Genomic DNA, 22663 nt, shown 5'->3' with positions numbered 1-22663 from the left:
GCTAGGGTCGTCGATGTGGCGGAAACGAAGGTCCTGTTCGACTGCGACACCGGCGTCGACGACTCCCTGGCCCTGCTGTACCTGCTGAGCAAACCCGGTGTGGATCTCCTCGGCATCGTCTCGACGGCCGGCAACGTGCCCGCGCCGCAGGTCGTGGAGAACAACCTCGCCTGGCTGGAACTGCTGGGCCGCACCGACATCGAGGTCCACCCCGGCTCGGACGCGCCGCTGTCGACCCCGCTGATGACCACCGAGGAGACCCACGGACCGTTCGGTGTCGGCTACGCCGAGCTGCCGACGCCGGGCCGCGGACCGTCGGAGATCACGGGGCCGCAGGCCTGGTCCGATCTGACCCGTGCCCACCCCGGCGAGGTCGTCGCGCTGGTGACCGGTCCGTGCACGAACCTCGCGCTGGCCCTGCGCGACGACCCCGGGATCCTCGCCCGGCTGCGCCGCCTCGTGATCATGGGCGGCGTCTTCTGGCACCCCGGCAACACCACGCCCACGTCCGAGTGGAACGTCGCCGTCGACCCCGAGTCGCTGTGGGAGGTGCTGCGCGCGTACGGCGAGCTCGACGGCACCGGCACCCCGCTCCCGATCCTCTGCCCGCTCGACCTCACCGAGACCATCGAGCTGACGCCCGACCACCTGCTGCGGCTCGCGGACGCCGCGGGCAGCAGCCCGGCGGAGTGCCTCGATCCCGAGGACGCCGACGGTACGCGGTCGGCCGCGAGCAATCCCGTCGTCCGGGCCGCCTCCGACGCCGTGCGGTTCTACTTCGAGTTCCACCGCGACCACGACCTCGGCTACATCGCGCACATGCACGACCCGTTCGCCGCGGCCGTCGCCCTGGATCCGACGATCGCCGAGACCCGGGCCTACCCTGTGGACGTGGAGCTCACCGGATCACTCACCCGCGGAACGACGATCGCCGACGTGCACGGCAGCTGGAACCGGCCGGACACGGCGCAGGTCGCCGTCGCCACCGATCAGGCGGCCTTCTTCGACGATCTGATCGACTCGATCGCAGGACTCGCCCGTGCCCGCGGCTGACGGCCAGATCGCGGCCTTCCTCAACGTCGCCGCGGAGACCCTGGACACGATCGACCGCGTGCTCGACGACCTGGACGACACGACCGTCAACGCGGCGCCTCCGGTCCCCGGCGTGAACACCGTGTTCGCGCTCGTCACGCACGTCGGCGGGGCGCTCGGCTACTGGGGCGGCTCGCTGATGGCCGGGGAGGACATCCCCCGCGAGCGGTCCACGGAGTTCCGTGCGACCGGCACCGTCGCCGAGGCCCGGGCGATCGTCGCCCGGCTGCGCACGGACGTCCCGCGCTGGGCCGCGGTCGCGGCCACCGGGATCCGCAACCCCGGCGCCACCGGCACCACGCGGCGCAACGCCGCCACGGCGACGCCGGAATGGGTGCTCACCCACATGCTGCGCGAGCTGGCCCAGCACACCGGGCACATGGAGATCTGTCGCGACGTGGTCGCGCGGCGCGCAGACTGAAGCCATGCTGATTCCGAAGGCCGTGGCCGAGGGCGTCCGCGACGGCCGCATCACCACGCAGTACCGGCGCTGGGACACGCCGCGGGTCAAGGTCGGCGGCACCCAGCTCACCCCGGCCGGGCTGCTGCGCTTCACCCGCGTCACCCGCGTGCCGGACGTCGAGAGGATCAGCGACCGCGCCGCGCGCGCCGCGGGCGTCAAGGACGCGGCGGCGCTGCGCAAACTGCTCACGCCCCGCGACCCCGATGCGCCCCGCCGGGAGCGGTCCGCCCGCGGCGGCGAACACGTCTACCGCGTCCACCTGGAATGGGCCGGCGAGGACCCGCGGCTCGCGCTGCGGGAGGAACTCCCCGACGACGCCGAGCTCGCGGCGATCGCGCGACGCCTGGCGCGGCTCGATGCCCGCGAGACCGGCCCGTGGACCCGCGACATCCTCGCCTGGATCCGCGACCACCCGCACATCGTCTCGAAGGAGCTCGCCGCCGAGCGCGGCGTCGAGCTGCTGCCCATGAAGGCGGACATCCGCAAGCTCAAGGGCATGGGCCTAACGATCAGCCACGAGGTCGGCTACGAGCTCTCCCCCCGCGGCGCCGCGTACCTGGACTGGTTGGCGACCCAGTAGCGAGCGGGCTTCATCGAGCGTAGTTTGGTAGGCACTTACCTACCAGGAGGCGCGCGATGACTGACATGGTGAACAGGTCGATATCCGCCCGCGACTTCAACCGGGACGTCAGCGCGGCGAAGCGGGCCGCCGATGAGGCGCCGGTCCTCATCACCGACCGAGGCGAACCGGCGTACGTTCTCATGTCGATCGCGGCGTATCGCCGGCTCGAGAAGCCCCGGGTGAGCCTCGCCGATGCGCTCGCGATGAAGGAGCCGGTCGATCCCGATCTCGATCTGGAGTTCGATCGAGCGGTCGCTTCGATCGATTGGACCCCACGGGAGATCGATCTGTCGTGAGTTTCCTACTCGACACGAACGTGCTCAGCGAACTGCGCAAGGCATCTCGCGCGGATCCTCGAGTTCTCGCTTGGGCCGGCGATCAGGATTCGGATCGCTATTTCATCAGCGTGATCACGTTGCTGGAAGTAGAACGGGGTGTGCTCCGAATCGAGCGGCGGGATCCCGCGGGCGGCCGCACCTATCGGCGGTGGTTCGACGACGAGGTGCTCGGTGTGTTCGCGGACCGGACGATCCCCGTCGATCGTCCTGTCGCGCGCTTCGCTGCGCAATTGCACGTACCCGATCCGGCGCCTGAGAACGACACACTTCTCGCCGCCACCGCGATCTTTAACGGACTCACCGTCATCACCCGCAATACCAAGGATTTCGAGCGCGCCGGCGTGCCCGTCGTCAATCCCTGGGAGTTCACCGGCTGATCCACGGTGCGTTTCGGCCGGCCCTTCGCCGATCGCACCGAGGATCGGCCCGTCAGGCGGGCTGCCCCTCCGAGGCCTCCTGGGCGGCGTCCTCGGCCGTGGTCTTCGCCCACCGGTAGTCGGCCTTGCCCGCCGGGGTGCGCTTGACCTGGTCGACGAAGACGATGGTGCGCGGCACCTTGTAGCCGGCGAGCTCGCTGCGGGCGAAGGTCTGCACGTCCTCGATCGACGGGCGCTCCTGGCCCGCTGCGACGGAGATGACCGCGGCGACGCGCTGGCCGTAACGGGCGTCCGGCACCGGCACCACGAGCGCGTCGGCGATCGCGGGGTGCCCGTGCAGGGTGGCCTCGACCTCTTCCGCGTAGACCTTCTCGCCGCCGGTGTTGATGCACTGGCTCCCCCGGCCGAGGAAGACGATGCCGCCGTCCTCGGCGGGGTAGCCCATGTCGCCGAGCACCGAGATCCGCCGGCCATCGGGCAGGGTCGGGAAAGTGCGCGCCGACTTCTCCGGATCGTTGTAGTAGCCGAGCGGGACGTTGCCGACGCGGGCGATGTAGCCGACCTGGCCCGTCTCGGTGATCTGCTCGAAGGACTCGTCGACCACCATCATCTTGTCGGTGGGCGGCGCGTGCAGGTTGCCGTTCTCGTCGAGGGTCATGACACCGTCGTTGCCCGACTCGGACGCGCCGAAGTTGTCCCGCAGGATCAGCTCGGGCTTGATCGCGGCCATCCGGTCGCGCACGTGCTTGGACCAGATGGCGCCGCCCGACGTGATCGAGAACAGCGACGAGAAGTCCGCGGTGTCCTTCTGCTTCTCCATCTCCTCGACAAGCGGGATGCCCATGGCGTCGCCGACGATGAGGATCGTCTGCGTCTGGTCGCGCTTGATGTTCCGCACGATCTGCTCGGCCTTGAAGTCCCGCTCGAGGATGATCCGGGAACCGAGCACGAAGAACGTGAACAGCGAGTAGGCGGCGGCGCCGTGCATGAGCGGCGCGGCCACGAGGAAGGCGAGCGGCGGGAACTGCTTCGCGCCCTCCCCCACCTCGTCGAGGCTCTGGCGCGGCTCTCCGCCGTACGGCACGCCGGCGGACAAGGGCTTGCGGAAGAAGTCGTCGTGCTGCCACACCACGCCCTTCGGGTAGCCCGTGGTGCCGCCGGTGTAGATGATGTAGTGCTCCTCGCCGGTGCGCTCCTCGAAGTCGCGCTCGGTGGACTGGGCCGCCGCGTCGGCGAACGGCACCAGGGCGACGCCGTCGGCACCGTCGACCGCGGCCGCGAGGGCCGGATCGGTCTCGCCGATCACGAACACGGTCCGCAGCTCGGGGAGCTTGTCGACGAGCGTCGCGAGCGTGCGCTGATGCTCCGGCATCTCGACGATGATGCCGCGCGCATCGGAGTTGGTGAAGATGTACTCGAGCTCGGGTGCGGTGTACCGGTAGTTGACGTTGACCGGCACCGCGCGGATCTTGATGAGCCCCAGCAGCGACTGCACGTGCTCGACGCTGTTCTTGAGGAACAGTGCGACGTGGTCGAAGGCGCCGATCCCGTTCGCGGCGAACAGGTGCGCCACTTGGTTCGCCTGCCCGTCCATCTCCGCGTACGAGGTCTGATCCCCCTCGAAACTCAGTAGGATCCGTTCCGGCACCGCGTCGACGACCGCCTCGAAGACATCGGCGAGGTTGAACTTCATGCGCACTCCTGTTCCTGACCTGCGAACCCGTTCAGCTCGGCAGAACGTGTTCTAGTTGTAACAGGTTCTACCGCCGCGTGGGGCGGATTCGGGCGCGAAACGCGCGGAGATCGCGCTCAGCCGCGTTCGCCGCGCGCCACCACCGCCACCACGGACCGCGCCTGGGCGACGATCGCCGCCAGATTCGCCCGGTACTGCGCCGAGTCCACGACGCTCCGGTCCGCGGGCAGCCCGTCGAGCACGGGCGTGTGCAGATGACCGCCGGGCACGGGCGCGGCGAGCCGGTCGCGCACCAGCGTGACGCGGTAGCCGATCTCGTTGGAGAGGTAGTCCCCGCCCGCGCCCTGCCGCGCGAGCGCACCGGCCGGCGGCTCCCCCGTGGTCGCGGTGGCCGACATCGGGGGCAGACCGCACGCCGTCGACACCGGCGGGTTCGTCCCGGTGGCGTAGGCGATCTCGGGATTGCGGACCACGGGATAGCGGCCCCGGGCCGCCGCACCGATGGCGCCCATCGGCAGCGTGCTGCGGGTCCACTGCGGCGCGACCCCGGCCACCGGCGCCTCGCCCCGGAAGCAGGCGGCCTCGTTGTCCACCGCGCCGCCGCGCCACACCCCGTTGATCGCCTCCAGGTCGAACTTGTCGGGCCGGCCCTGGCTCACCGTCGTGAAGCCGACCGCGCGCGACGGTCCGGGCCGCAGGAACGGGGTCACCGCCCGCTCGACCATCCCGGCACCGAAGTCCCGCCAGCGCACCGGGAAGGTCATCGCGACCACGGTCACGGGCCCGGTCGGGGTGTCGACCCGGGTGCCGTCGAGGGCCAGCGCGATCGCCCCGGACGGGTTGCCCTGCCGGATGTCCCGGGTCAGGCGGAACGGGTCGAACCCGGTGACGAGCACCGTCCTGCCCGACGGTGCGCGCCGTTGGCCGCGCGAGATCTCGTCGATGGCGGTCACGATCCCGGAACGCCGCGCCTCCGGCACCGCGAACCCCGGCCGCCAGTCGCGCACGGCGCGGATCATGGCGAGCCGGGCCCAGTAGAGCGGTCGGTCGTCGGCCGCGAAACCGTCCGCGCCGCTCTGCACCCGCTGCACGGCCGCGCGCCACACGTCCCGCGACGACTGCTCGGCCGCGCGTTCCGCCTCGTCGACGGTCCTCGACCGCGCCAGCGCCCGGCGCAGCTCGCCGGGATACCGCTCGAGCCCCGCGGAGGCGACCAGGCGGGCGGGAATCTCCCCCGCGTCGTACAGACGCTCCTCGGCGGTGGGGACGGTCGACGGGCCCGCGGCCACGGATGGCGCCGCGACCAGCGTCCCGGCGAGAACGGCACCGGCGGCGGACAGGGAGATCGCGTGCGCGAGACGACGTACCATCCGTCGAACCTAGGCCACCGCGGCGCCCCGGTCCGGCCGGAATACGTTCACGGCGCGGCGAACCCTCGTCAGGTGATCGTTCGCAGACCACAGTTGTCGGCCATGACCACCTCGCTGACGCCATCGAAGTCCGACGCCGAGCTCGACGCGACCCTCGGCCCCGTCTACGCCCGGATCGCCGAGGGCGCCGTCGCCCGCGAGCGCGACCGCGAACTCGTGCACGAGCCGATCGCACAGCTCAAGGAAGCCGGCTTCACCGCGCTCCGCGTGCCCCGCGAGCTCGGCGGCGGCGGCGTGACGCTGCGGCAATTCTTCCGCCAGCTCATCAACCTGGCCGCCGCCGATTCCAACATCCCGCAGGCGCTGCGCGTGCACGTCAACTTCGTCGAGGATCAGCGGCTCGCGAACACCTCCGCGGGCGACGCGTGGCTCCGCGCGGTCGTCGACGGCACCGTCGTCGGCAACGCGATCACCGAGCCCGGCGCCGGCTCCGTGGGCGGCTACGCCACGACGCTGACCAAGCAGGACGACGGTGACTACCGGCTCAGCGGCACCAAGTTCTACTCCACCGGCACCCTGTACGCGGACCAGATCCTGGTCGCCGCCGACCTCGACGGCGAGCGGGTCGGCGTCCTGGTCGACGCGAACGCGGACGGCGTCGAGAAGGTCGACGACTGGAACGGCTTCGGACAGCGCCTCACCGCGAGCGGCACGACCGTCTTCACCGACGTCGCCGTCCCCGCCGACCGCCTTCTCGGCGCCGGCTACGGCGCGCCGGGTGCGACCTACGCCACCTCGTATCTGCAGCTGGTGCAGCTCGCGGGACTCGCCGGCATCGCGCAGCGCGCCACCGACGACGCCGTGGCCTGGGTGCAGGCCCGCACCCGGACGTTCTCGCACGCCGCCGCCGACCTGCAGCGCCACGACCCGCTGGTCCAGCAGGTGATCGGCCGGCTCTCCAGCGCGGCGTGGTCGGCGAAGCAGGCCGTGCTCGCCGTCGCGGACGTGCTCGACGACGCCCTCGCGGACCGTCGGGTCCACGAGGACCTGGTGCCGGAGGCCGAGCTGGCGGCCGCGCACGCGCAGCTCGCCGTCATCGACACGGTCCTGAGGGCCACCACCGACCTGTTCGAGGTCGGCGGCGCGTCCATCGTCGACGCCGACCTGCGGCTCGACCGACACTGGCGCAACGCCCGCACCCTCGCCGTGCACAACCCCGCGATCCAGAAGGCCCGCGCCATCGGCGACCTCCTGCTCAACGGCGCGGACCTGCCGTACGCCTGGAACGCGGGCGCCCGCACCGCGCCCACCGGAACCACCGCGCAGTAACCGATCGATCCGACCACCGAAAGGCACGACCATGACCCAGGCACGCATCGCCATCATCGGCGCCGGAGTGGTGGGAGCCACCGCCGCGCTCGTCCTCGCCCGCGCCGGGCACCCCGTCGACCTCTACAGCGACCGCACCGCGGAGCAACTGCGCGACGAGGTCCCGGCCACCGGCACCGCCGTCCTCTTCGGGCACTCCCGGGACGTCGACCACACCCTCGTCGAGGAGCTCTACCCCGACGCGCCGCTGTCCACCGGCATGAACACCCGCTTGAACACGGGCGAGCCGGGCGCGCTCGAGCAGGTGCTCGCCTTCGATCCCGACTTCACCTACACCGCGGCCGGGATCGACGTGCGGCTGCGCGCCCACGACCGGATCCGGCTGTTCGAGGAGGCGGGCGGCTCGTTCCACGTCGAGACCGTCACGCCCGAGGAGCTCGACGCCGTCGCGGCCGCGCACGACCTCACGCTGGTCTCCACCGGCAAGGGCGGACTGTCGGGCCTGTTCCCCGTCGACGAGGCACGCACGGTCTACCGCTCCCCACAGCGGCACCTGCTGGCCGCCGCCTTCACCGGGCTCGGCCACGGCGACGACGTCTTCACCGCCCGCGGCCACGGCGCCGGGAAGCACAACGTCTTCAACCTGCACACCGACCACGGCGAGATCTGGATCGGCCCGTACTGGCACAAGGATGTCGGCGCCACGTGGAGCGTGCTCGGGTTCGCGAAGCCCGACGGCGACTGGGTGCAGCGGTGGGGCGAGGTGACGGACGCGCAGAGCGCCCTCGAGGTGGTGGTGAGCATCTACCGCGACTACTTCCCCGACGACCTCGCGGACATCGAGAAGCTCCGCGTCATCGAGGAGGACCGGCACTCGTGGCTCCGCGGCGCCGTCACCCCGACGGTCCGCCAGGGTGTCGGCTACACCCGCAGCGGTCGCCCGGTGCTCGCGCTCGGCGACTCCGCGATCGCGTTCGACCCGATCGCCGGGCAGGGCGCGCAGACGGGGCTCATCCAGGTCGCGGCGCTGGTGAAGGCCATCGAGGCGCGGGGCTCGGACTTCACGGCCGAATGGATCACCGACCAGTTCGACCGGCACTGGGAGGAGCGCGGCCACGCCGCGGCGGAGGTCACCCGTCTGTTCCTCGGCGATCCGGACTACGCCTTCGCCGCCGGCCTGCTCTTCGCCGGCGCGGTCTCCGACGATGCGGTGGGTGCCGCGCTGTTCGGCCTGCTCTCCGAGCCCGCGCCGATCCTCGACTTCCACACGGAGGCGGACGTCGAGCGCTTCATCGAGGACGCGAAGACCACTGCGGAGGCGTACGAACGGGTGTAGCGTCCCGCGGAATGGACATCCTGCGGACGAAACCCCTCGCCAGGATCAAGGCCGACGGCGCTGCTGAGGGCGGCCTCCGGCGCGATCTGCGGCTGTTCGACCTCGTCGGCTTCGGCGTCGGCATCGTGATCGGGACCGGCATCTTCACCCTGACCGGCGTGCAGGCCAAGGTGAACGCCGGTCCCGGCATCGCGATCTCGTTCATCGTCGCCGGCGTGGTCAGCCTGTTCGCGGCCCTCTGCTACGCCGAGCTCGCGTCCGCGGTCCCCACGGCCGGCAGCGCCTACACGTACGCCTACGCCACGATCGGCGAGGTCTTCGCGTGGATCATCGGCTGGGACCTGCTCCTCGAATTCGGTTTGGGCGCCGCCGTGGTCTCCCGCAGCTGGTCCGGCTACCTGGCCGACCTGTTCGGACTGCCGCCGCAGTGGTTCACCGAGGAGGCGCCGGTCAACGTCGGCGCCATCCTGGTGATCGTCGTGCTCGGCGTGATCGCCACCGTGGGCATCCGCGAGTCGGCGCGGGTCACCAACCTGCTGGTGCTGGTCAAGGTCGCGATCTCGGTCTTCGTGGTGATCGTCGGCGCTTTCTTCATCACCCGCTCCAACCTCGTGCCGTTCATCCCGGAGTCCGTGCCGGCGGAGTCCGGCGGCGACGCGCTCGACCGGCCGCTGATCGAGACGATCCTGGGCGGTGCCCCCTCGCACTTCGGCGTCGCGGGCATCCTCACCGCGGCGGCGGTCGTCTTCTTCGCGTACACCGGATTCGAGGCGGTGGCGAACCTCGGCGAGGAGGCGCGGCGCCCCGAGCGCGACATGCCGCGGGCCCTGATCGGCACGCTCCTGGCCTGCACGCTGCTCTACGTGCTCGTCTCGGTGGTGCTGACCGGCATGGTCAAGTACACCGACATCGACTCCAGCGCACCGCTGTCGAAGGCCTTCGACGTGGTCGGTGCGTCCTGGGCGGGTGACCTCGTGGCGATCGCGGCCGTCGCCGGCCTGACCTCGGTCATCCTGGTCGAGCTGGTCACCATGGGCCGGATCGGCTACGCCATGGGGCGGGACGGCCTGATCCCGCCCGCGGTCGCCAAGGTCTCTCCGAGGTTCGGCACCCCGACGCGCCTGACCGTGATCATCGTGATCGTCTGCGCCCTCATGGGCGGCTTCATCCCGATCGAGGCGCTCTCGGAGATGGTGAGCATCGGCGCGCTCTTCGCCTTCCTCCTGGTCTCCCTCGCCGTGCCGATCCTGCGACGCACCAAGCCGGATCTCAAGCGACCGTTCAAGGTTCCGTTCTCGCCGGTGATTCCGGTGCTGTCCGGACTGGCCTGCGTCTACCTCATGCTCAACCTCGCCGTGGCGACGTGGCTGCGCTTCCTGGTCTGGTTCGCGCTCGGCGTCGCCATCTATCTCCTCTACGGTCGGCGCCACTCGGTGCTGGGCCGGGAGGCGGCCGTGGCAGACTCTGATGGGTGACAGTGCGCATCGGTCTGGTCGGAGCGGGTCCCTGGGCGCGGGAGACCCACGCACCTGCGCTCACGGCACATCCGGGCGTCGATTTCGTGGGCGGATGGGCCCGCGATCCCGCGGCCGCCGCCGAGCTCTTCCCCCGGTCCTTCGACTCCCCCGCTGAGCTGTTCGACGCCGTCGACGCCGTCGCCTTCGCCGTGCCGCCGAACGTCCAGGCCGAGCTCGCCGTCGAGGCGGCGCGCGCCGGCAAACACCTCGTCCTCGACAAGCCGATCGCGCTCGACGTCGACGGTGCCGTCGCGCTCACGGAGGCCGTCGAAGCGGCCGGTGTCCGCTCGATCGTCGCCTTCACCCGACGGTTCGCGCCCGAGACCCGGGAGTTCCTCGCCCGCGCCGCCGAGCTCGGGCCGGTCGCCGCGGAGGCGCAGTGGCTCTCCGGGGCGGCGCTGGCCGGGAAGTTCGCGGCGTCCGCGTGGCGCCAGGAGCAGGGCGCGCTGTTCGACGTGGGGCCGCACGTGCTGGACCTGCTCGACGCCGTCGCCGGTCCCCTCAGCGGCGTGGACGCCGCCCGGTACGACGCCGCCTCCGACACCTGGACGGCGCAGCTCGCCCACGACGGGGGCGCCACCTCCACACTCTCGCTGTCGCTGCGTACGCCGGTGCTGCCGACCGTGATGCGGGTGTCCGCGCACTCCGCGCAGGGCATGGCGGTCCTCGAGCGCCGGGAGACGCCGTCGACCGAGTGCTTCCGGGTGCTGCTCGACGAATTCCTCGCGGTGATCGCGACGGGCGCGGACCATCCGCTCGACGTGCGCCGCGGACTCGACCTGCAGCGCGCGATCGCCCAGGTCCAGGCAGCCCCGTCGGCGCCGTGATCGCGGAACGGCCGGACGCGACCGGCAGAACGTCGCTGGGCCCGGAGATCGCGCGCGCGTTCATCGATCGGTCGCTGGACGGCTTCTTCGTCCACGACGAGGACGGTCGCATCGTCGCCGTCAACGAGGCCGCGTGCACGAGTACCGGCTACACGCGCGCCGAACTGCTCCGCATGAACGCCCTCGACATCGTGCAGGTCACCGTCGGCGAGGCGCGCCACAACTGGGAGCTCGCGCTCGCCGGCACGATGCTCGTCATCCCCGCGATGCACCGGCGCAAGGACGGGAGCACCTTCCCCGTGGAGGCGCACCTCTTCTTCCACGAGATCGACGGCCGACGGTACATCGCCGGTCTCACCCGCGACATCTCGGAGCGCGTCGCCTCCGTCCGCGCGATGAGCGACGCGCAGCGCCGCCTCGAGGAACGGGCCGTCGAGTCGGCGCACCACTCCGAGCGCGTGGCGGGCCTGCTGCAGGCCGTCATCGACGCCGCACCCGACCTCGTCTACATCAAGGACCGCCAGGGCCGGTACCAGTACATCAACTCGGCGGTGGCCGAACTGGCCGGCATCCCACCCGCTCTCGCGATCGGCTCCGACGACACCGTCGTCTTCCCCGCCATCGCCGAGACGCTCATGGCGACGGACCGGGAGATCATGGAGACCGGCGTCGGCCACGAGGTCGAGGAGTACCCGGAGGTCGACGGCGAGCTGCGGACCTATCTGTCGAACAAGGCGCCGTACTGGGACGCCGACGGCACGGTGGTGGGCCTGATCGGCATCTCGCGCGACATCACGGCCGCCCGCCACGATCAGGACCTGCTCCGGCACGCCGAGGCGCGGTGGCAGTTCGCGATCGACGGCGCCGGCGACGGCATCTGGGACTGGGACGTCGCCTCGAGCACGGTGTTCCGCTCGCAGCAGTGGCTGGCGCTGCTCGGCTACGCGCCCGACGATCTGAGCGGGAGTCTCGATGACTGGGCCGCGCGCGTGCATCCGGACGACTACGAGCGCTCGTGGAAGGTCATCCAGGGCGTGGTCCGGGGCGACACCGCAGAGTTCTCGATCGAACACCGCATGCGGACCAAGGACGGAGGCTGGCGGTGGGTCCACGACCGGGGTCGCGCGATGGAGACCGGCCCCGACGGAGCGCCCACCCGACTGATCGGCACCATCACGGACATCACCGAACGGCGCCGGGCCGAGTCGGAGATCCGCGAGCTCAACCGCCGGCTGCGCTGGCGCGCCGACCACGACGACCTCACCGGTCTGCTCGGCCGGGCGGGCTTCATCGAGCGCGCCACCGACGTCGTCGAACAGCGGCGGGCCGACGGTGACGCCCTCGCGGTGCTCTGGATCGACCTCGACTCCTTCAAACGGATCAACGACTCCCTCGGGCACAAGATCGGCGACCAGGTGCTCCAGGTCGTGGCCAGGAGGCTGCAGTCCGCGAGCCTGCCCACCGACCTCGTGGCACGGCTCGGCGGCGACGAGTTCGTCGTCCTCCGTCCCCGGGTCGACGCGGCGCGCCGCACGTCGGACTGGGCCGAGCGGGTCCGCGGCGCCATGGCGCGGCCCGTGGAGGTCGACGGGCTGCAGCTGACGGTGACCTGTTCGATCGGTCTCGTCGAATCCGGGGCGGCGGACGACGGCATCACGCAGCTGCTGATCGACGGCGACCTGGCGCTGCTGCAGGCGAAGCGCGACGGACGGAACCGGATCGTGCAGCACTCCGCCGGGCTCCGCGCACCGCAGCAGGAACGGGTGGCGCTCGCCACCCACGTGCGCGCCCTCATCGATCGCGGGGAGGTGACGGTCCGCTATCAGCCGATCGTGGACCTCGCGACCGGCGCCATGGTGGGGGCGGAGGCGCTCGCCCGACTCACGCATCCCGACGGCGGCGAGCTGGCACCAGCCGACTTCCTCCCGCACCTGGAGGCTCTCGGGATGCTGCCCGACCTCGCCCGGGTCGTGCTCGACCGGGCCTGCACCGACTTCGCCGCAGCACCGGATCTGGGGTGGGTATCGGTGAACCTCGCCTCGGAGGACCTCGCGGACCCCCGCCTGCCGCACGTCGTGGAGAGTGCACTCGCGCGGACCGGACTGCCCTCCGAGCGGCTGATCCTGGAGATCAACGAGCGCGTGGTACCGGAGCGTCACGTCCTCGCCGCAGCGCAGCGGCTCGTCGAGATCGGCGTCAGGATCGCGTTGGACGACTTCGGCACCGGCTGGTCCAGCCTCGCGCAACTGCGGGACCTCGACCTCGCGCTGGTGAAGATCGACCGGTCCGTCGTGGTCGCCTCGACGGGCCACGACGACCCGCAGCTCGAGGCGATGCTGGACGCCGCCGTCGCCATGGCACGGGCGCTCGACCTCGATGTCATCGCCGAGGGCATCGAGTGCCCCGCGGAGTCGGCCGCACTCTCCGCAGCCGGCGCGCAGTACGCGCAGGGCTTCCTGTGGAGCCGTCCGGTCGACATCGAGCACCTGCCCCGCTGGGCGGATCCAGGGGGCGCCGACGGCTGACCGCGTCGACGGGATCGGACCCGCGCCGACCGGCGCTACCCTGGGATCATGACGAACCCCGGCGACGACGCGCAGCCTCTGGACTCCGATCCGACGACCGCTGCGGCGGAGCCGATCGACGCCGAGATCGTCGACCTCCCGCCGAGCGGCCCCGTCGCACCGTCCTACGAGGAGGTCACCGGGTACACGACTTCCGGCGTCCCCACCTTCGACCACGTGCGGGAGAAGATCGAGCGCCGCACCACCACCGCGCTGGGCGCAGAGGAACTCGCGCACGGCACCACCGCGGGGCAGGACGCCGCACGCGCCTTCGAGGAGCGGGAGAAGGCCGCGAAGGCGAAGCTCGACGAGATCCGACGGTCCCTCGGCTCGCCCGCTACGCCCCCGGACGCGCCGGGGAGGTAGCGGCGGCCCGTCAGGCCAGGTTGCCCGACAGGTACTCCGCGTAGGCCGGCAGGTCGAGCTGGCCGTGGCCGGAGAGGCCGATGACCAGTACCTCGTCGGCGTGCTCCCGTGCGTAGTCGGCGGCGGCCGCGATGGCGTGGGTCGACTCGGGCGCCGGCACGATGCCCTGCGAGCGCGCGAACAGCACGCCCGCCGCGAAGGCGTCGTTCTGCTCGATCGCGACACCCTCGACCAGGCCCAGCTCGACGGTGTGGCTCAGCGCCGGCGACATGCCGTGGTAGCGCAGGCCGCCCGCGTGGATCGGGTCCGGGACGAAGTCCATGCCGAGCGTGTGCATCTTCAGCAGCGGCGTGAGGCCGGCGACGTCGCCGTGGTCGTAGCGGTACTCGCCCTTCGTGATCGACGGGCACGCCACCGGCTCGGCCGCCACGATCCGCGGGTCCTGCCGGCCGTGGATCTTCTCCCGCAGGAACGGGAACGCGAGGCCGGCGAGGTTGGATCCGCCACCCGCGCAGCCGAACACGACGTCGGCGCCCTTCTCGTGCAGATTCAGCTGCTCGACGGCCTCGAGGCCGATCACGGACTGGTGCAGCACCACGTGGTTGAGCACGCTGCCCAGGGCGTAGCGCGCCTCCGGGTCCTGGGCGGCGACCTCGACGGCCTCCGAAACGGCCATGCCGAGGCTGCCCGTGGTGCCGGGGTCCTTCGCCAGCATCGCGCGACCCGCCTCGGTGAGCTCCGACGGGCTGGGGTGCACGGTGCCGCCGTAGGTGCGCATGAGATGGCCGCGGTAGGGCTTCGAGTCGTAGGAGGCCCGCACCTGCCACACCTCGACGTCGATGCCGAACTGGGCGCCTGCGAACGACAGCGCACTGCCCCACTGGCCGGCGCCGGTCTCGGTGGTGAGCTTCTTCACCCCGTCGACGGCGTTGTAGTAGGCCTGCGCGACGGCCGAATTCGTCTTGTGCGAGCCGACGGGGCTCACGCCCTCGTACTTGACGTAGATCCGGCAGGTGGTGCCGAGCGCGTCCTCGAACCTCCGCGCGCGGATGAGCGGCGACGGGCGCCACATCGACAGGATCTCGCGGACCGGCTCGGGGATCTCGTGGTAGGCCTCGGTCGACGCCTCCTGCGCGATGAGCCCGGACGCGAACAGCGGCGCAAGATCCTCCGGCTGCACCGGCTCCTTGGTGCCGGGGTGCAGGTGCGGCGGGATGGGAGTGTCGAGCTCCGCGGCCAGGTTGTACCAGTGGGTGGGGACCTCGACGGTCGTGATGTCCTGGTGCGCGGCGGCGTCCGAGAGTGTCATGGCTCACAGACTAGAACGCCGCGAATCCGGCACCTTCCCACAGGTCCGTCTTACCGAGTGCACCTATCCTGGGCACGTGCGAGGAAGGGAGTGCGGCCGGTGAACCCGCTGCGGAACCTGCAGCTCACGGCGGGTCCCGTGCCACTGCTCTTGCTCCTCGCGGGTGCCGCCGCGCTGGCCGGGTTGATGAGCGCGAGCCGGCGCACCGGATCGGCGCGCACCGTCCTCGCGTGCGCGGGCGCCGCCCTCGCGGTGACCGCGCTCGCCGACTACCTCGTCGAGTTCGTGTGGAAGCCCTTCCCGGACCGGCTCGACCCGCTGGTGCTGCTGTGGTTCGCCCTCGGGGTGCTGGCGCTGTTGCTGGCCGCGGTGGCCGTCGCCCGCACCCGCTCGTGGCGCTCCGCCGGGCTCAGCGGCGCGGCGGTCGCCGTCGTGGTGCTCATGGGCGCCGGCCAGGTGAACTCGCTGTACTCGGCGTACCCGTCGGTGGAGGACCTCCTACCGGTGGACTACCCGGCGACGGTGCCCCGGCCCTCGCCGGGCACGACCGCCGAGCGCGGCGTCGTCGTCCGGGCGACGGTGCCGTCCGTGCGGTCCCGGTTCGCCGCCCGGCAGGCGCTGGTCTACCTGCCGCCGGCCTACCTGTCGGGCGCCCGTGCGCGCCTGCCGGTCCTGATGCTGCTGCACGGGCAGCCGGGATCGCCACGGGACTGGTTCTCGGGCGGGAAGCTGGCCCGGACCATGGACGCGTACGCGCAGCGCCGGGGCGGGCTCGCCCCGGTCGTGGTGGTGCCGGACGCGACCGGTGGGCAGTTCGAGAACCCGCTCTGCGCCGACACCCGGCGCACGCGCGCCGCGACGTACCTCGCCGAGGACGTGCCCGCGTGGGTGCGGCAGAACCTGGCCGTCGAGACGGCGCCGCGCGCGTGGGCCGTCGGCGGCTACTCCTACGGCGGCACCTGCGCGCTCCAGCTGGCCACGCGCTTCCCCGACGTCTTCCGCACCTTCCTCGCCCTCTCCCCCGAGGCTGAACCCGACCTCGGCGGCGGGCGTGAGGCCACGATCCGCGAGGCGTTCGCGGGTGACCGCGCCGCGTACGCGCTCGCGGACCCGATGACGCACCTGTCGCTGCGCCGCTACCCCGACTCGGCCGGGGTACTGGTCGCGGGCACGGGCGACGCCGCCTCGTCCGCGGCGGCACAGAGGGTCTCCGCAGCCGCCGGCCGCGCGGGCATGGAGGTGCGCACCCTGCGCCTGCGGGGCGGACACGACTTCACGGTGTGGTCGGGCGGGCTCACGGCGGAGCTCGACTGGCTCGGCCGCCGACTCGGCCTGCAGGGCTAGGCGGAACCGCTAGGTCCGGATCAGGGCGCCGGCGGCGAAGTCTCCGGCGTGGGCGAAGGCGGCCAGCACCACGTCCTCCCCGGAGCCGATGCGGCCGTCGGCGCGGGCCGTGGCGAAGGTGTGCGGGACGCCGACGGCGAACAGGTTGCCGCACTCGTCGAAGGTGTCCGGGTGCCGCTCGGGCGGGAGCTCGAGGGCGTCGCGCCAGTTCCGGAGGAACGTGCGGTTGGGCTGATTGGTGACGAGGTGCCCGACCTCGGGTCCGCGCAGCCCGCCCGCCGCCGCGGCCGCGAGGGCGACCTCGGGGACGAGCCGGTTCCCTCGGGCCAGCACCTTGGCGATCTTGGCCTCGGTGAAGCCGACGTGCAGCTGCCCCTCGCCCGCCTCCCAGTACTTGCGCGGCGGCTCGACCGCCGCGGTCATGTCGCCGGCGTACTCGCTGTGCTGCGCGCACACCACCTCGCGGACCTCGAGCCCGCCGGCCTGCGGGTCGGCGACCACGAGGGCGGCGGCGGCTCCGTCGCCCGGGATGGCGGCCTGCGGCAGGTTCCGCACCCGGTCCTGCGTGAACACGTTCCCCGCCGCGTTGGTGGCGGTGAGCAGCAGCGCCGAGCGCGCGGTGCCCGCGGTGAACATGGTGCGGGCGAGGTGCAGCATCAGCAGGAACGCGGCGCAGCCGCCGTTGTGGATGTCGAGGACGAGCGACGGCCGGGTGCCGAGCCGGCGCACGACGTCGCCGCCGCAGCCGACGACCGGCAGGTCGGGCAGCTGGGAGTGGCTGAGGACCACGTCGGCCTGCAGTGCCTCGTCCCCGACCTGTTCCCGGAGCCGGTCGACCGCCGCGCACATGAGGTCGACGTTCGACTCCCCCGCCGCCGCGTGGTGCCGGTACGCGGGCGGCGCGAACATCGGGTTCGACGTGAGTGTGCGGCTGTCGGCGTCGGCGAACTGGCGGAAGTACGCGGCGGGAACCCGGTTCTCGGGGAGGTGCGAGGCGAGCCCCACGATCCGCGGTGTCGCGGCCGGGGCGGTCACGACGTCATCCATTCGGGCTTGACCGGCTCACCGTGCGCGTGCCGGTACTCGGCGATGGCCTTGAGGTTCTCGAGCTCCATCTGGTGCCCCGCTCCGAAGGTGTCCCACAGGTCGCCGACCCACACCGGGCGGCCGGGCGGCGCCGTCTCGGGGTACGGGTTTTCGTCGTAGAAGGGGTGGTGGCAGTTGACCCACAGCACCACGGAGCCGGGCCGGTTCAGGACGAGCTGCGCGTCGACCACCCGCATCAGGTAGATCATCCAGAGGTGCTTCCCCTGGTCCCAGGCGCAGTGGTAGTCGACGGTGCGCGCGTCGGGCTGTGCCACGGTCCGCGTGTAGATCTCGGTGTCGGCGCCGAGCATGTCGCGCGCGACCCACAGTCCGGCCTCGTCGGTCTCCCGGAAGCCGCGCAGGCTGTAGGTCCACTCCTCGAGCGAGCGGGTGTCGGAGAGCCAGTCGTAGAGCTCGTCCGGCGGGGCGTCGACGTAGGACTGCACGGGGCAGAAGTCGCCGTAGATCTGCTGGTGCGGGTACACCGAGCGCATGCGGTCGACGAGGATCGGCTGCGCCACGGGGCGGGGGTGGCTCTCGATCCGGATGGTTCCCTCGATATCGATCACGGGGATCATTGCCTCTCCTTCGCGGTGTCGGGCAGCAGCGCTGCGAATGGCGGTATCTCCGCGGGGTCGGTCGCGATCTCCAGGCACGACGGTCCGCGGCCCGCGCCGGCCAGCAGCTCGGCGGCGGCGGACCGCGCACCGTCGGGCGTGGTGGCCGAGCGGACGGGCAGGGACGGGAACATGGCGGCGAGGCCGTCGGCGATGCGGCTGGGCCGGAACCGGTTGATGCTGGGCAGGTCGGGGAAGAACGTGCCCTCGCGCACCACGCACATGCCGTGCGCGTCGTTGTTGAGGACCACCAGGAGGACCGGTGCCTGCGCCTCGATGGCGGTGTGGATCTCCATGCCGTGCATGAAGAAGGCGCCGTCGCCGGCGAGGATCACCGTGGGCCGGCCGGTGGCGATCGCCGCGCCGACGCCCGCCGCGATGCCGTGGCCCATACCGCCCATCCCCAGGGCGACCAGGAAGCGCTCGCCGGTGCCGAGGGGCAGGCGGTGCACCGCGGCGGCCCCGGCGTTGCCGGCGTCCGCGAAGACGAGGGCGTCGGCGGGGATGGCGGCGGCCAGCGCATCGACGGCGTCCGCGCAGGTCATCAGCCCGGAGTCGTTCCTCGGCACGGTGATCGGAACGGGGGCGGCCTCCGTCCAGGGCGCGCGGACGCGGGAGCCGAGGGCGGCCGTCAGGGACCGGGTGTACGCGGAGAGGTCGCGGGCGGGCTCGTGGATCGTGACTTCGCGCAGCGGCTGCTCGGCGGCGACGTGCACCGTGCAGGTGACGTCCATCGCCTCGTCGAGCCCGGTGCGGTCCATGAGATCGAGGTCGGTGCCGACGGCGAGGACGAGGTCGGCCTCGGCGGCGACCCGCGGGACGGACGGGTGTCCCATCACGCCCGCGACGCCCACGACGGCGGTCGGCGGCGCGGCGTCCCGGCCGTTGGGCCCGACGGCGATCACGGCGCCCGTGGCGGCGGCCAGTTCCCCGACCGGCTCGGCGAGCCGGGCGCGGGAAGCGGCCTCGCCGAGCAGGATCAGGGGTCTGCGGGCCGCGCGGACGAGGCGGATCACCTCGTCCGACGGTGCCGCCCGCCCGGGCGGGACGGGTGATCGGCCCACCGGTCCGGCGTGCTCGGCGAGTTGGACGTCCTTGGGCAGCAGGAGCGCCGCGGGCAGGCCCTGTTCCAAGGCGGCGAAGGCACCGTCGAGCGCGGGTTCCAGGTCCTCCGGGCCGGAGACCTTGGCGGCGAAACCGGTGACGCCGCGCAGGACTGCGAGGGCGTCGACGGTGCGCGGCGCGGCGCACATGTCCTGGAAGGCGCCGCGTCCCTCGGCCGCGGTCGACGGGCTGCCGATCAGGGCGAGGACGGGCGAGCGGGACTGGTGCGCCTCGGCGAGCGCGGGGACGCAGTTCATCGCGGCCCCGCCCGAGGTCGCGATGAGGCACCCCGGGCGGCCGGTCATGCGGGCCGAGCCGTCGGCCATGGCGCCGGCACCGAACTCGTGCTTGGCGATGGTCACCGTGAGGCGGCGGTCCGAGGGCGCGCGGAGCAGCGCGGCGAAGAGGTCCTCCGAATTGGCACCATGAATACCGTATGCGTGGCGAAAACCATAGGCATACAAAGCATTTGCAATCCGGTCGGCGACCCTTGAAGTCACAAACATCACAGTAGGCCCGTGTGACCCCCTTCACAACCGGGCAGGCGAACACCGTCCGCTTAGGGCTGTCGCTCCTGCAACCGGCGGGCGAAGTCCTCCGCTGCGGCGAGGTCCGTCGCGGCGGGGCGCCCCTTGTTCATCCCGCCGACCAGCGCGAACGGCCCCATCGTGTCGAGGCCGCGGCAGTGGAAGACCTCCGGCGCGACCCGGAATCCCGCCGTGGTGAGCTGATCGGCGAGCGTGCGGGTGTACCGGCGCAGCGGCGTCTCGGGCAGGCCGCTGGTGGCGTAGACGAAGGCCGTGCCGCGCGGCTTCGCGGCGAGGCCGCGCACGAGCCGGACCAGCTCGGGGTCGAAGGACATCCAGTACACGCCCGAGCCGAAGCCGACCAGGTCGGCGGCGTCGATCTGGTCCGCCGTGACCTCGCTCGGCGCCAGCACCGGCGCGCCCAGCACCCCGCCGATTCGATCGGCCACCTTCCGGGTGTTGCCGTGGTGGGAGGACGCGCAGATCACCAGTGCCGACATGGCCCCATCGTGACACGGATCCGCGGCCGCCGCTCCGGGCCACCGCGGCCCGCGCCGGGTGCGCACGGTATCCGGTCCGGACATCGGTCGGTATCGGGTGTTCGTCCGATACCCCCGCGGCGGGCCCCTGCCTAGCGTTCGAACCGGACCAGAGAGAAGGAGCCACCATGACCACCTCCGATGCCATCGACCTCGCGTGGACCAGCGCCACCGAACTCGCCGCCCGGGTCGCCGACGGCAGCGTCTCCGTCGGTGCGATCGCCGACGCCGCGATCGAGCGGGTCGAGCGGATCAATCCGGCGATCAACGCGATCGTCCATTTCGACGCCGAGCAGGTCCGCGCCGACGCCGCGGAACTCGACCGGCGCCGCGCCGCGGGCGAGGACCTCGGGCCGCTCGGCGGCGTGCCGTACACGATCAAGGACCTCACCGCGCAGAAGGGGCTTCCGCTCACCTTCGGAATGCTGCCGATGAAGGACCAGGTGGCCGAGGCGGACGCGCCGATCGTGGAGCGGCTCACCGCTGCGGGCGGGCTCTTCCTGGGGCGCACCAACACCCCCGAGTCCGGCTACTACGGCGGCACCGACAATCACCTGTTCGGCCCCACCCAGAACCCGTGGCGCACCGGCTACACGCCCGGCGGCTCGTCGGGCGGCGCGGCCGCGGCCGTGGCGGCGGGGCTCGGTCCCCTCGCCGAGGGGAGCGACGGGGCCGGCTCCGTCCGCATACCCGCGGCCCTGTGCGGCGTCGTCGGTCTCAAACCGACCGCTGGACTCATCCCCCAGACGATCCTCGCCGGACGCTACTACGAGTGGGCGTACCACGGCCCCATCACGCGGACCGTCGAGGACGCGGCCCTCATGCTCGATGTGATCTCGGGCGCCGACAGCCGCGATCCTATGTCCTTCCCCCGGACCGGCCCGTCGTTCGTCTCCGCCGTGCGGGAGGCGACGGCGGAGGGCCTTCGGATCGCATACTCCCCCGACCTGGGCTTCGGGCGGGTCGACCCCGAGGTCGCGCGGATCTGCGCCGCCGCCGTCGACCGGCTCGCGGCCGCCGGCGCCACGGTGACCGAGGCCACGCCCGCCTGGGGCGATCCCGAGGAGGCGATGTGGAACGGCGTCTGGGTGCCCGGCTTCGCCGCAGAGCACGACCTCCTCGACTGGGAGGCCGCCCGCGGCACCGTCGACGACGAGCTGATCGAGCTCTTGCGCGAGGGCGAGCGCCTCACCGGCGTCGATGTGGGGCGCGCCGACCTGTACCGCGGCGCGATGTGGGACACGTACGCCGCGTTCATGCAGGACTACGACGTGCTGATCTCGCCGACGCTCTCGACGGCGGCGTTCCCCAACGACCGATTCGCCCCCGAGTGGCTCGACGGCGAATCGCTCCGGCGCCGGCTCCTCGGATGGCTGCTCACCTACCCGTACAACATGCTCACCGCGCCCGCACTGACCGTGCCCGCGGGGTTCACGGCCGACGGGCTGCCGGTGGGACTGCAGATCGCGGGCGGCCACCACGCCGACGCGGTCGTCCTCGGCGTCGGGGCGGTCCTCGAACGGGTGAACCCGTGGGCCGATACCACCCCAGCGCTCGCCGAATGACGCCACAATGACGTGATGACCCTGTCCCCGGCGGCCCTGCAGGACCGCGTCGAGTGGCTCATCGAGCTCACCCGCGCGGCCCTACCCAGCGCCGCCGGGGCCCTGGGGTATCGGCCGTCCGCCCGGGCGGCGATGCTGCCCCTGATCACCTGGGGCTACCGCGCTCCGGTCGAGAGATTCCTCTTCACCGAGTTCGTGGAGACCGACCCCGGATTCGCGGCGGTGGTCGCGGCGCCCGAGCGCACGCTGTTCTGGGCGGACCTCCCCGGCTTCCGGAACGGGGCCACCGCCCGGTCGCTGCTCACGCCCGCCGGATTCCGCGAGGGAACATCGATGGCGCTCACACGAGGCGCCGAACTGATCGGCGCGATGCACCTCAGCTTCGACAGCCCCGACGTCCCGTCGCACGCCCGCGGATTCCTGGCGTGCCTGCGGCCGCAGCTGGTCGAGCTCGCGCGGAGCGCCACGGAACCGTCGAGCGCGGCCTTGACGCGGCGGGAACTCGACGTGCTGCGGCTCCTGGCCGACGGCGCGACCAACCGCCGCATCGCGGGAACGCTGGGGATCGCCCCGTCGACGGTCGGCACACACGTCGAGCACATCTTCGCCAAGCTCGGCGTCTCGAACCGCGCCGCCGCCGTGGCCACCGCGGCCCGCGATCGCCTCCTACCCTGACGC

21 protein-coding genes are annotated in these 22663 nt (G+C 72.2%); 14 read left to right on the top strand and 7 right to left on the bottom strand.

Translation table 11 applies throughout. The features are described 5' to 3' along the window. Nucleotides 1-15 precede the first annotated feature (15 nt). The 5 genes from BLW32_RS12695 to BLW32_RS12675 are packed head-to-tail and all read left to right on the top strand — an operon-like array spanning nt 16 to nt 2892. Complete coding sequence (locus tag BLW32_RS12695; RefSeq protein ID WP_068525576.1) at nt 16-1053, top strand: nucleoside hydrolase; 1038 nt, start codon at nt 16-18, stop codon at nt 1051-1053. Next, nucleotides 1040-1513 carry a mycothiol transferase gene (locus tag BLW32_RS12690; RefSeq protein WP_068741946.1) on the top strand — a complete coding sequence of 158 codons (474 nt, stop codon included), beginning with the start codon at nt 1040-1042 and terminating at the stop codon, nt 1511-1513. Before BLW32_RS12695 ends, BLW32_RS12690 begins: the two co-directional genes overlap by 14 nt. Before the next feature lie 4 nt (nt 1514-1517). Continuing rightward, nucleotides 1518-2135, top strand: a complete 618-nt coding sequence (locus BLW32_RS12685; RefSeq protein WP_068741947.1) for a hypothetical protein — start codon at nt 1518-1520, stop codon at nt 2133-2135. 56 nt (nt 2136-2191) lie between these two features. Beyond that, entirely contained in the window at nt 2192-2473 is a 282-nt protein-coding gene (locus BLW32_RS12680; RefSeq protein WP_225535486.1) for a type II toxin-antitoxin system Phd/YefM family antitoxin, read from the top strand. Continuing rightward, a complete protein-coding gene (locus tag BLW32_RS12675; protein WP_068741948.1) occupies nt 2470-2892 on the top strand; it encodes a type II toxin-antitoxin system VapC family toxin in 423 nt (140 codons plus the stop codon). The genes BLW32_RS12680 and BLW32_RS12675 overlap by 4 nt, the downstream gene beginning before the upstream one ends. A 52-nt stretch (nt 2893-2944) precedes the next feature. On the opposite strand, the gene BLW32_RS12670 is transcribed toward BLW32_RS12675, so the two are convergent. Together BLW32_RS12670 and BLW32_RS12665 are read right to left on the bottom strand one after the other, a co-directional pair. Beyond that, entirely contained in the window at nt 2945-4585 is a 1641-nt protein-coding gene (locus BLW32_RS12670) for an AMP-binding protein (RefSeq protein ID WP_068741949.1), read from the bottom strand. Between the two features lie 116 nt (nt 4586-4701). Further along, entirely contained in the window at nt 4702-5955 is a 1254-nt protein-coding gene (locus BLW32_RS12665; protein WP_068741950.1) for a PA0049 C-terminal domain-containing protein, read from the bottom strand. A gap of 102 nt (nt 5956-6057) precedes the next feature. On the opposite strand from BLW32_RS12665, the gene BLW32_RS12660 reads away from it, so the two are divergent. Genes BLW32_RS12660 through BLW32_RS12635 form a run of 6 tightly spaced genes read left to right on the top strand, consistent with a single transcriptional unit; the run spans nt 6058 to nt 13894 of the window. Next, nucleotides 6058-7284, top strand: a complete 1227-nt coding sequence (locus BLW32_RS12660; RefSeq protein ID WP_068741951.1) for an acyl-CoA dehydrogenase family protein — start codon at nt 6058-6060, stop codon at nt 7282-7284. A gap of 31 nt (nt 7285-7315) precedes the next feature. Continuing rightward, on the top strand, nt 7316-8620 hold the full coding sequence (locus BLW32_RS12655; protein ID WP_068525559.1) for a styrene monooxygenase/indole monooxygenase family protein: 1305 nt from the start codon (nt 7316-7318) through the stop codon (nt 8618-8620). Between the two features lie 11 nt (nt 8621-8631). Beyond that, the gene (locus BLW32_RS12650) at nt 8632-10095 is read left to right on the top strand and encodes an amino acid permease (RefSeq protein WP_068741952.1); all 1464 of its coding nucleotides are present in this window, start codon (nt 8632-8634) and stop codon (nt 10093-10095) included. Then, nucleotides 10092-10964, top strand: coding sequence for a Gfo/Idh/MocA family protein (locus BLW32_RS12645; RefSeq protein WP_068741953.1), 873 nt, complete (start codon nt 10092-10094; stop codon nt 10962-10964). Before BLW32_RS12650 ends, BLW32_RS12645 begins: the two co-directional genes overlap by 4 nt. Further along, the gene (locus tag BLW32_RS12640; RefSeq protein ID WP_068741954.1) at nt 10961-13489 is read left to right on the top strand and encodes a sensor domain-containing protein; all 2529 of its coding nucleotides are present in this window, start codon (nt 10961-10963) and stop codon (nt 13487-13489) included. Before BLW32_RS12645 ends, BLW32_RS12640 begins: the two co-directional genes overlap by 4 nt. A 48-nt stretch (nt 13490-13537) precedes the next feature. After that, nucleotides 13538-13894 carry a hypothetical protein gene (locus tag BLW32_RS12635; RefSeq protein ID WP_068525550.1) on the top strand — a complete coding sequence of 119 codons (357 nt, stop codon included), beginning with the start codon at nt 13538-13540 and terminating at the stop codon, nt 13892-13894. A 10-nt stretch (nt 13895-13904) separates the two neighbouring features. On the opposite strand, the gene BLW32_RS12630 is transcribed toward BLW32_RS12635, so the two are convergent. After that, on the bottom strand, nt 13905-15203 hold the full coding sequence (locus BLW32_RS12630; protein WP_068525549.1) for a TrpB-like pyridoxal phosphate-dependent enzyme: 1299 nt from the start codon (nt 15201-15203) through the stop codon (nt 13905-13907). A gap of 99 nt (nt 15204-15302) precedes the next feature. On the opposite strand from BLW32_RS12630, the gene BLW32_RS12625 reads away from it, so the two are divergent. Then, on the top strand, nt 15303-16547 hold the full coding sequence (locus BLW32_RS12625) for an alpha/beta hydrolase (RefSeq protein ID WP_068741955.1): 1245 nt from the start codon (nt 15303-15305) through the stop codon (nt 16545-16547). Nucleotides 16548-16556: 9 nt separating this feature from the next. Here BLW32_RS12625 and BLW32_RS12620 read toward each other — a convergent pair whose 3' ends face one another. The 4 genes from BLW32_RS12620 to BLW32_RS12605 are packed head-to-tail and all read right to left on the bottom strand — an operon-like array spanning nt 16557 to nt 20381. Beyond that, entirely contained in the window at nt 16557-17594 is a 1038-nt protein-coding gene (locus BLW32_RS12620; protein ID WP_068741956.1) for a 3-oxoacyl-[acyl-carrier-protein] synthase III C-terminal domain-containing protein, read from the bottom strand. Beyond that, nucleotides 17579-18211: a hypothetical protein gene (locus BLW32_RS12615; protein WP_068525543.1), complete on the bottom strand. Its 633-nt coding sequence runs from the start codon at nt 18209-18211 to the stop codon at nt 17579-17581. Before BLW32_RS12615 ends, BLW32_RS12620 begins: the two co-directional genes overlap by 16 nt. Continuing rightward, nucleotides 18208-19860 (bottom strand): thiamine pyrophosphate-binding protein, encoded by a 1653-nt coding sequence (locus BLW32_RS12610; RefSeq protein ID WP_074850548.1) that lies wholly within the window; start codon nt 19858-19860, stop codon nt 18208-18210. Before BLW32_RS12610 ends, BLW32_RS12615 begins: the two co-directional genes overlap by 4 nt. 53 nt (nt 19861-19913) lie before the next feature. Next, nucleotides 19914-20381, bottom strand: coding sequence for a flavodoxin domain-containing protein (locus tag BLW32_RS12605; RefSeq protein ID WP_068741958.1), 468 nt, complete (start codon nt 20379-20381; stop codon nt 19914-19916). Nucleotides 20382-20548: 167 nt separating this feature from the next. On the opposite strand from BLW32_RS12605, the gene BLW32_RS12600 reads away from it, so the two are divergent. Together BLW32_RS12600 and BLW32_RS12595 are read left to right on the top strand one after the other, a co-directional pair. Further along, nucleotides 20549-21985 carry an amidase gene (locus BLW32_RS12600; RefSeq protein WP_068741959.1) on the top strand — a complete coding sequence of 479 codons (1437 nt, stop codon included), beginning with the start codon at nt 20549-20551 and terminating at the stop codon, nt 21983-21985. Nucleotides 21986-22000: 15 nt separating this feature from the next. Beyond that, complete coding sequence (locus tag BLW32_RS12595) at nt 22001-22660, top strand: helix-turn-helix transcriptional regulator (protein ID WP_068741960.1); 660 nt, start codon at nt 22001-22003, stop codon at nt 22658-22660. Nucleotides 22661-22663 lie beyond the last annotated feature (3 nt).

The organism is Tsukamurella tyrosinosolvens (assembly GCF_900104775.1).
Classification (GTDB): Bacteria; Actinomycetota; Actinomycetes; order Mycobacteriales; family Mycobacteriaceae; genus Tsukamurella; species Tsukamurella tyrosinosolvens.
The sequence above is the reverse complement of the archived record's forward strand: the minus strand, read 5'-3'. Positions and strand labels throughout refer to the sequence as shown.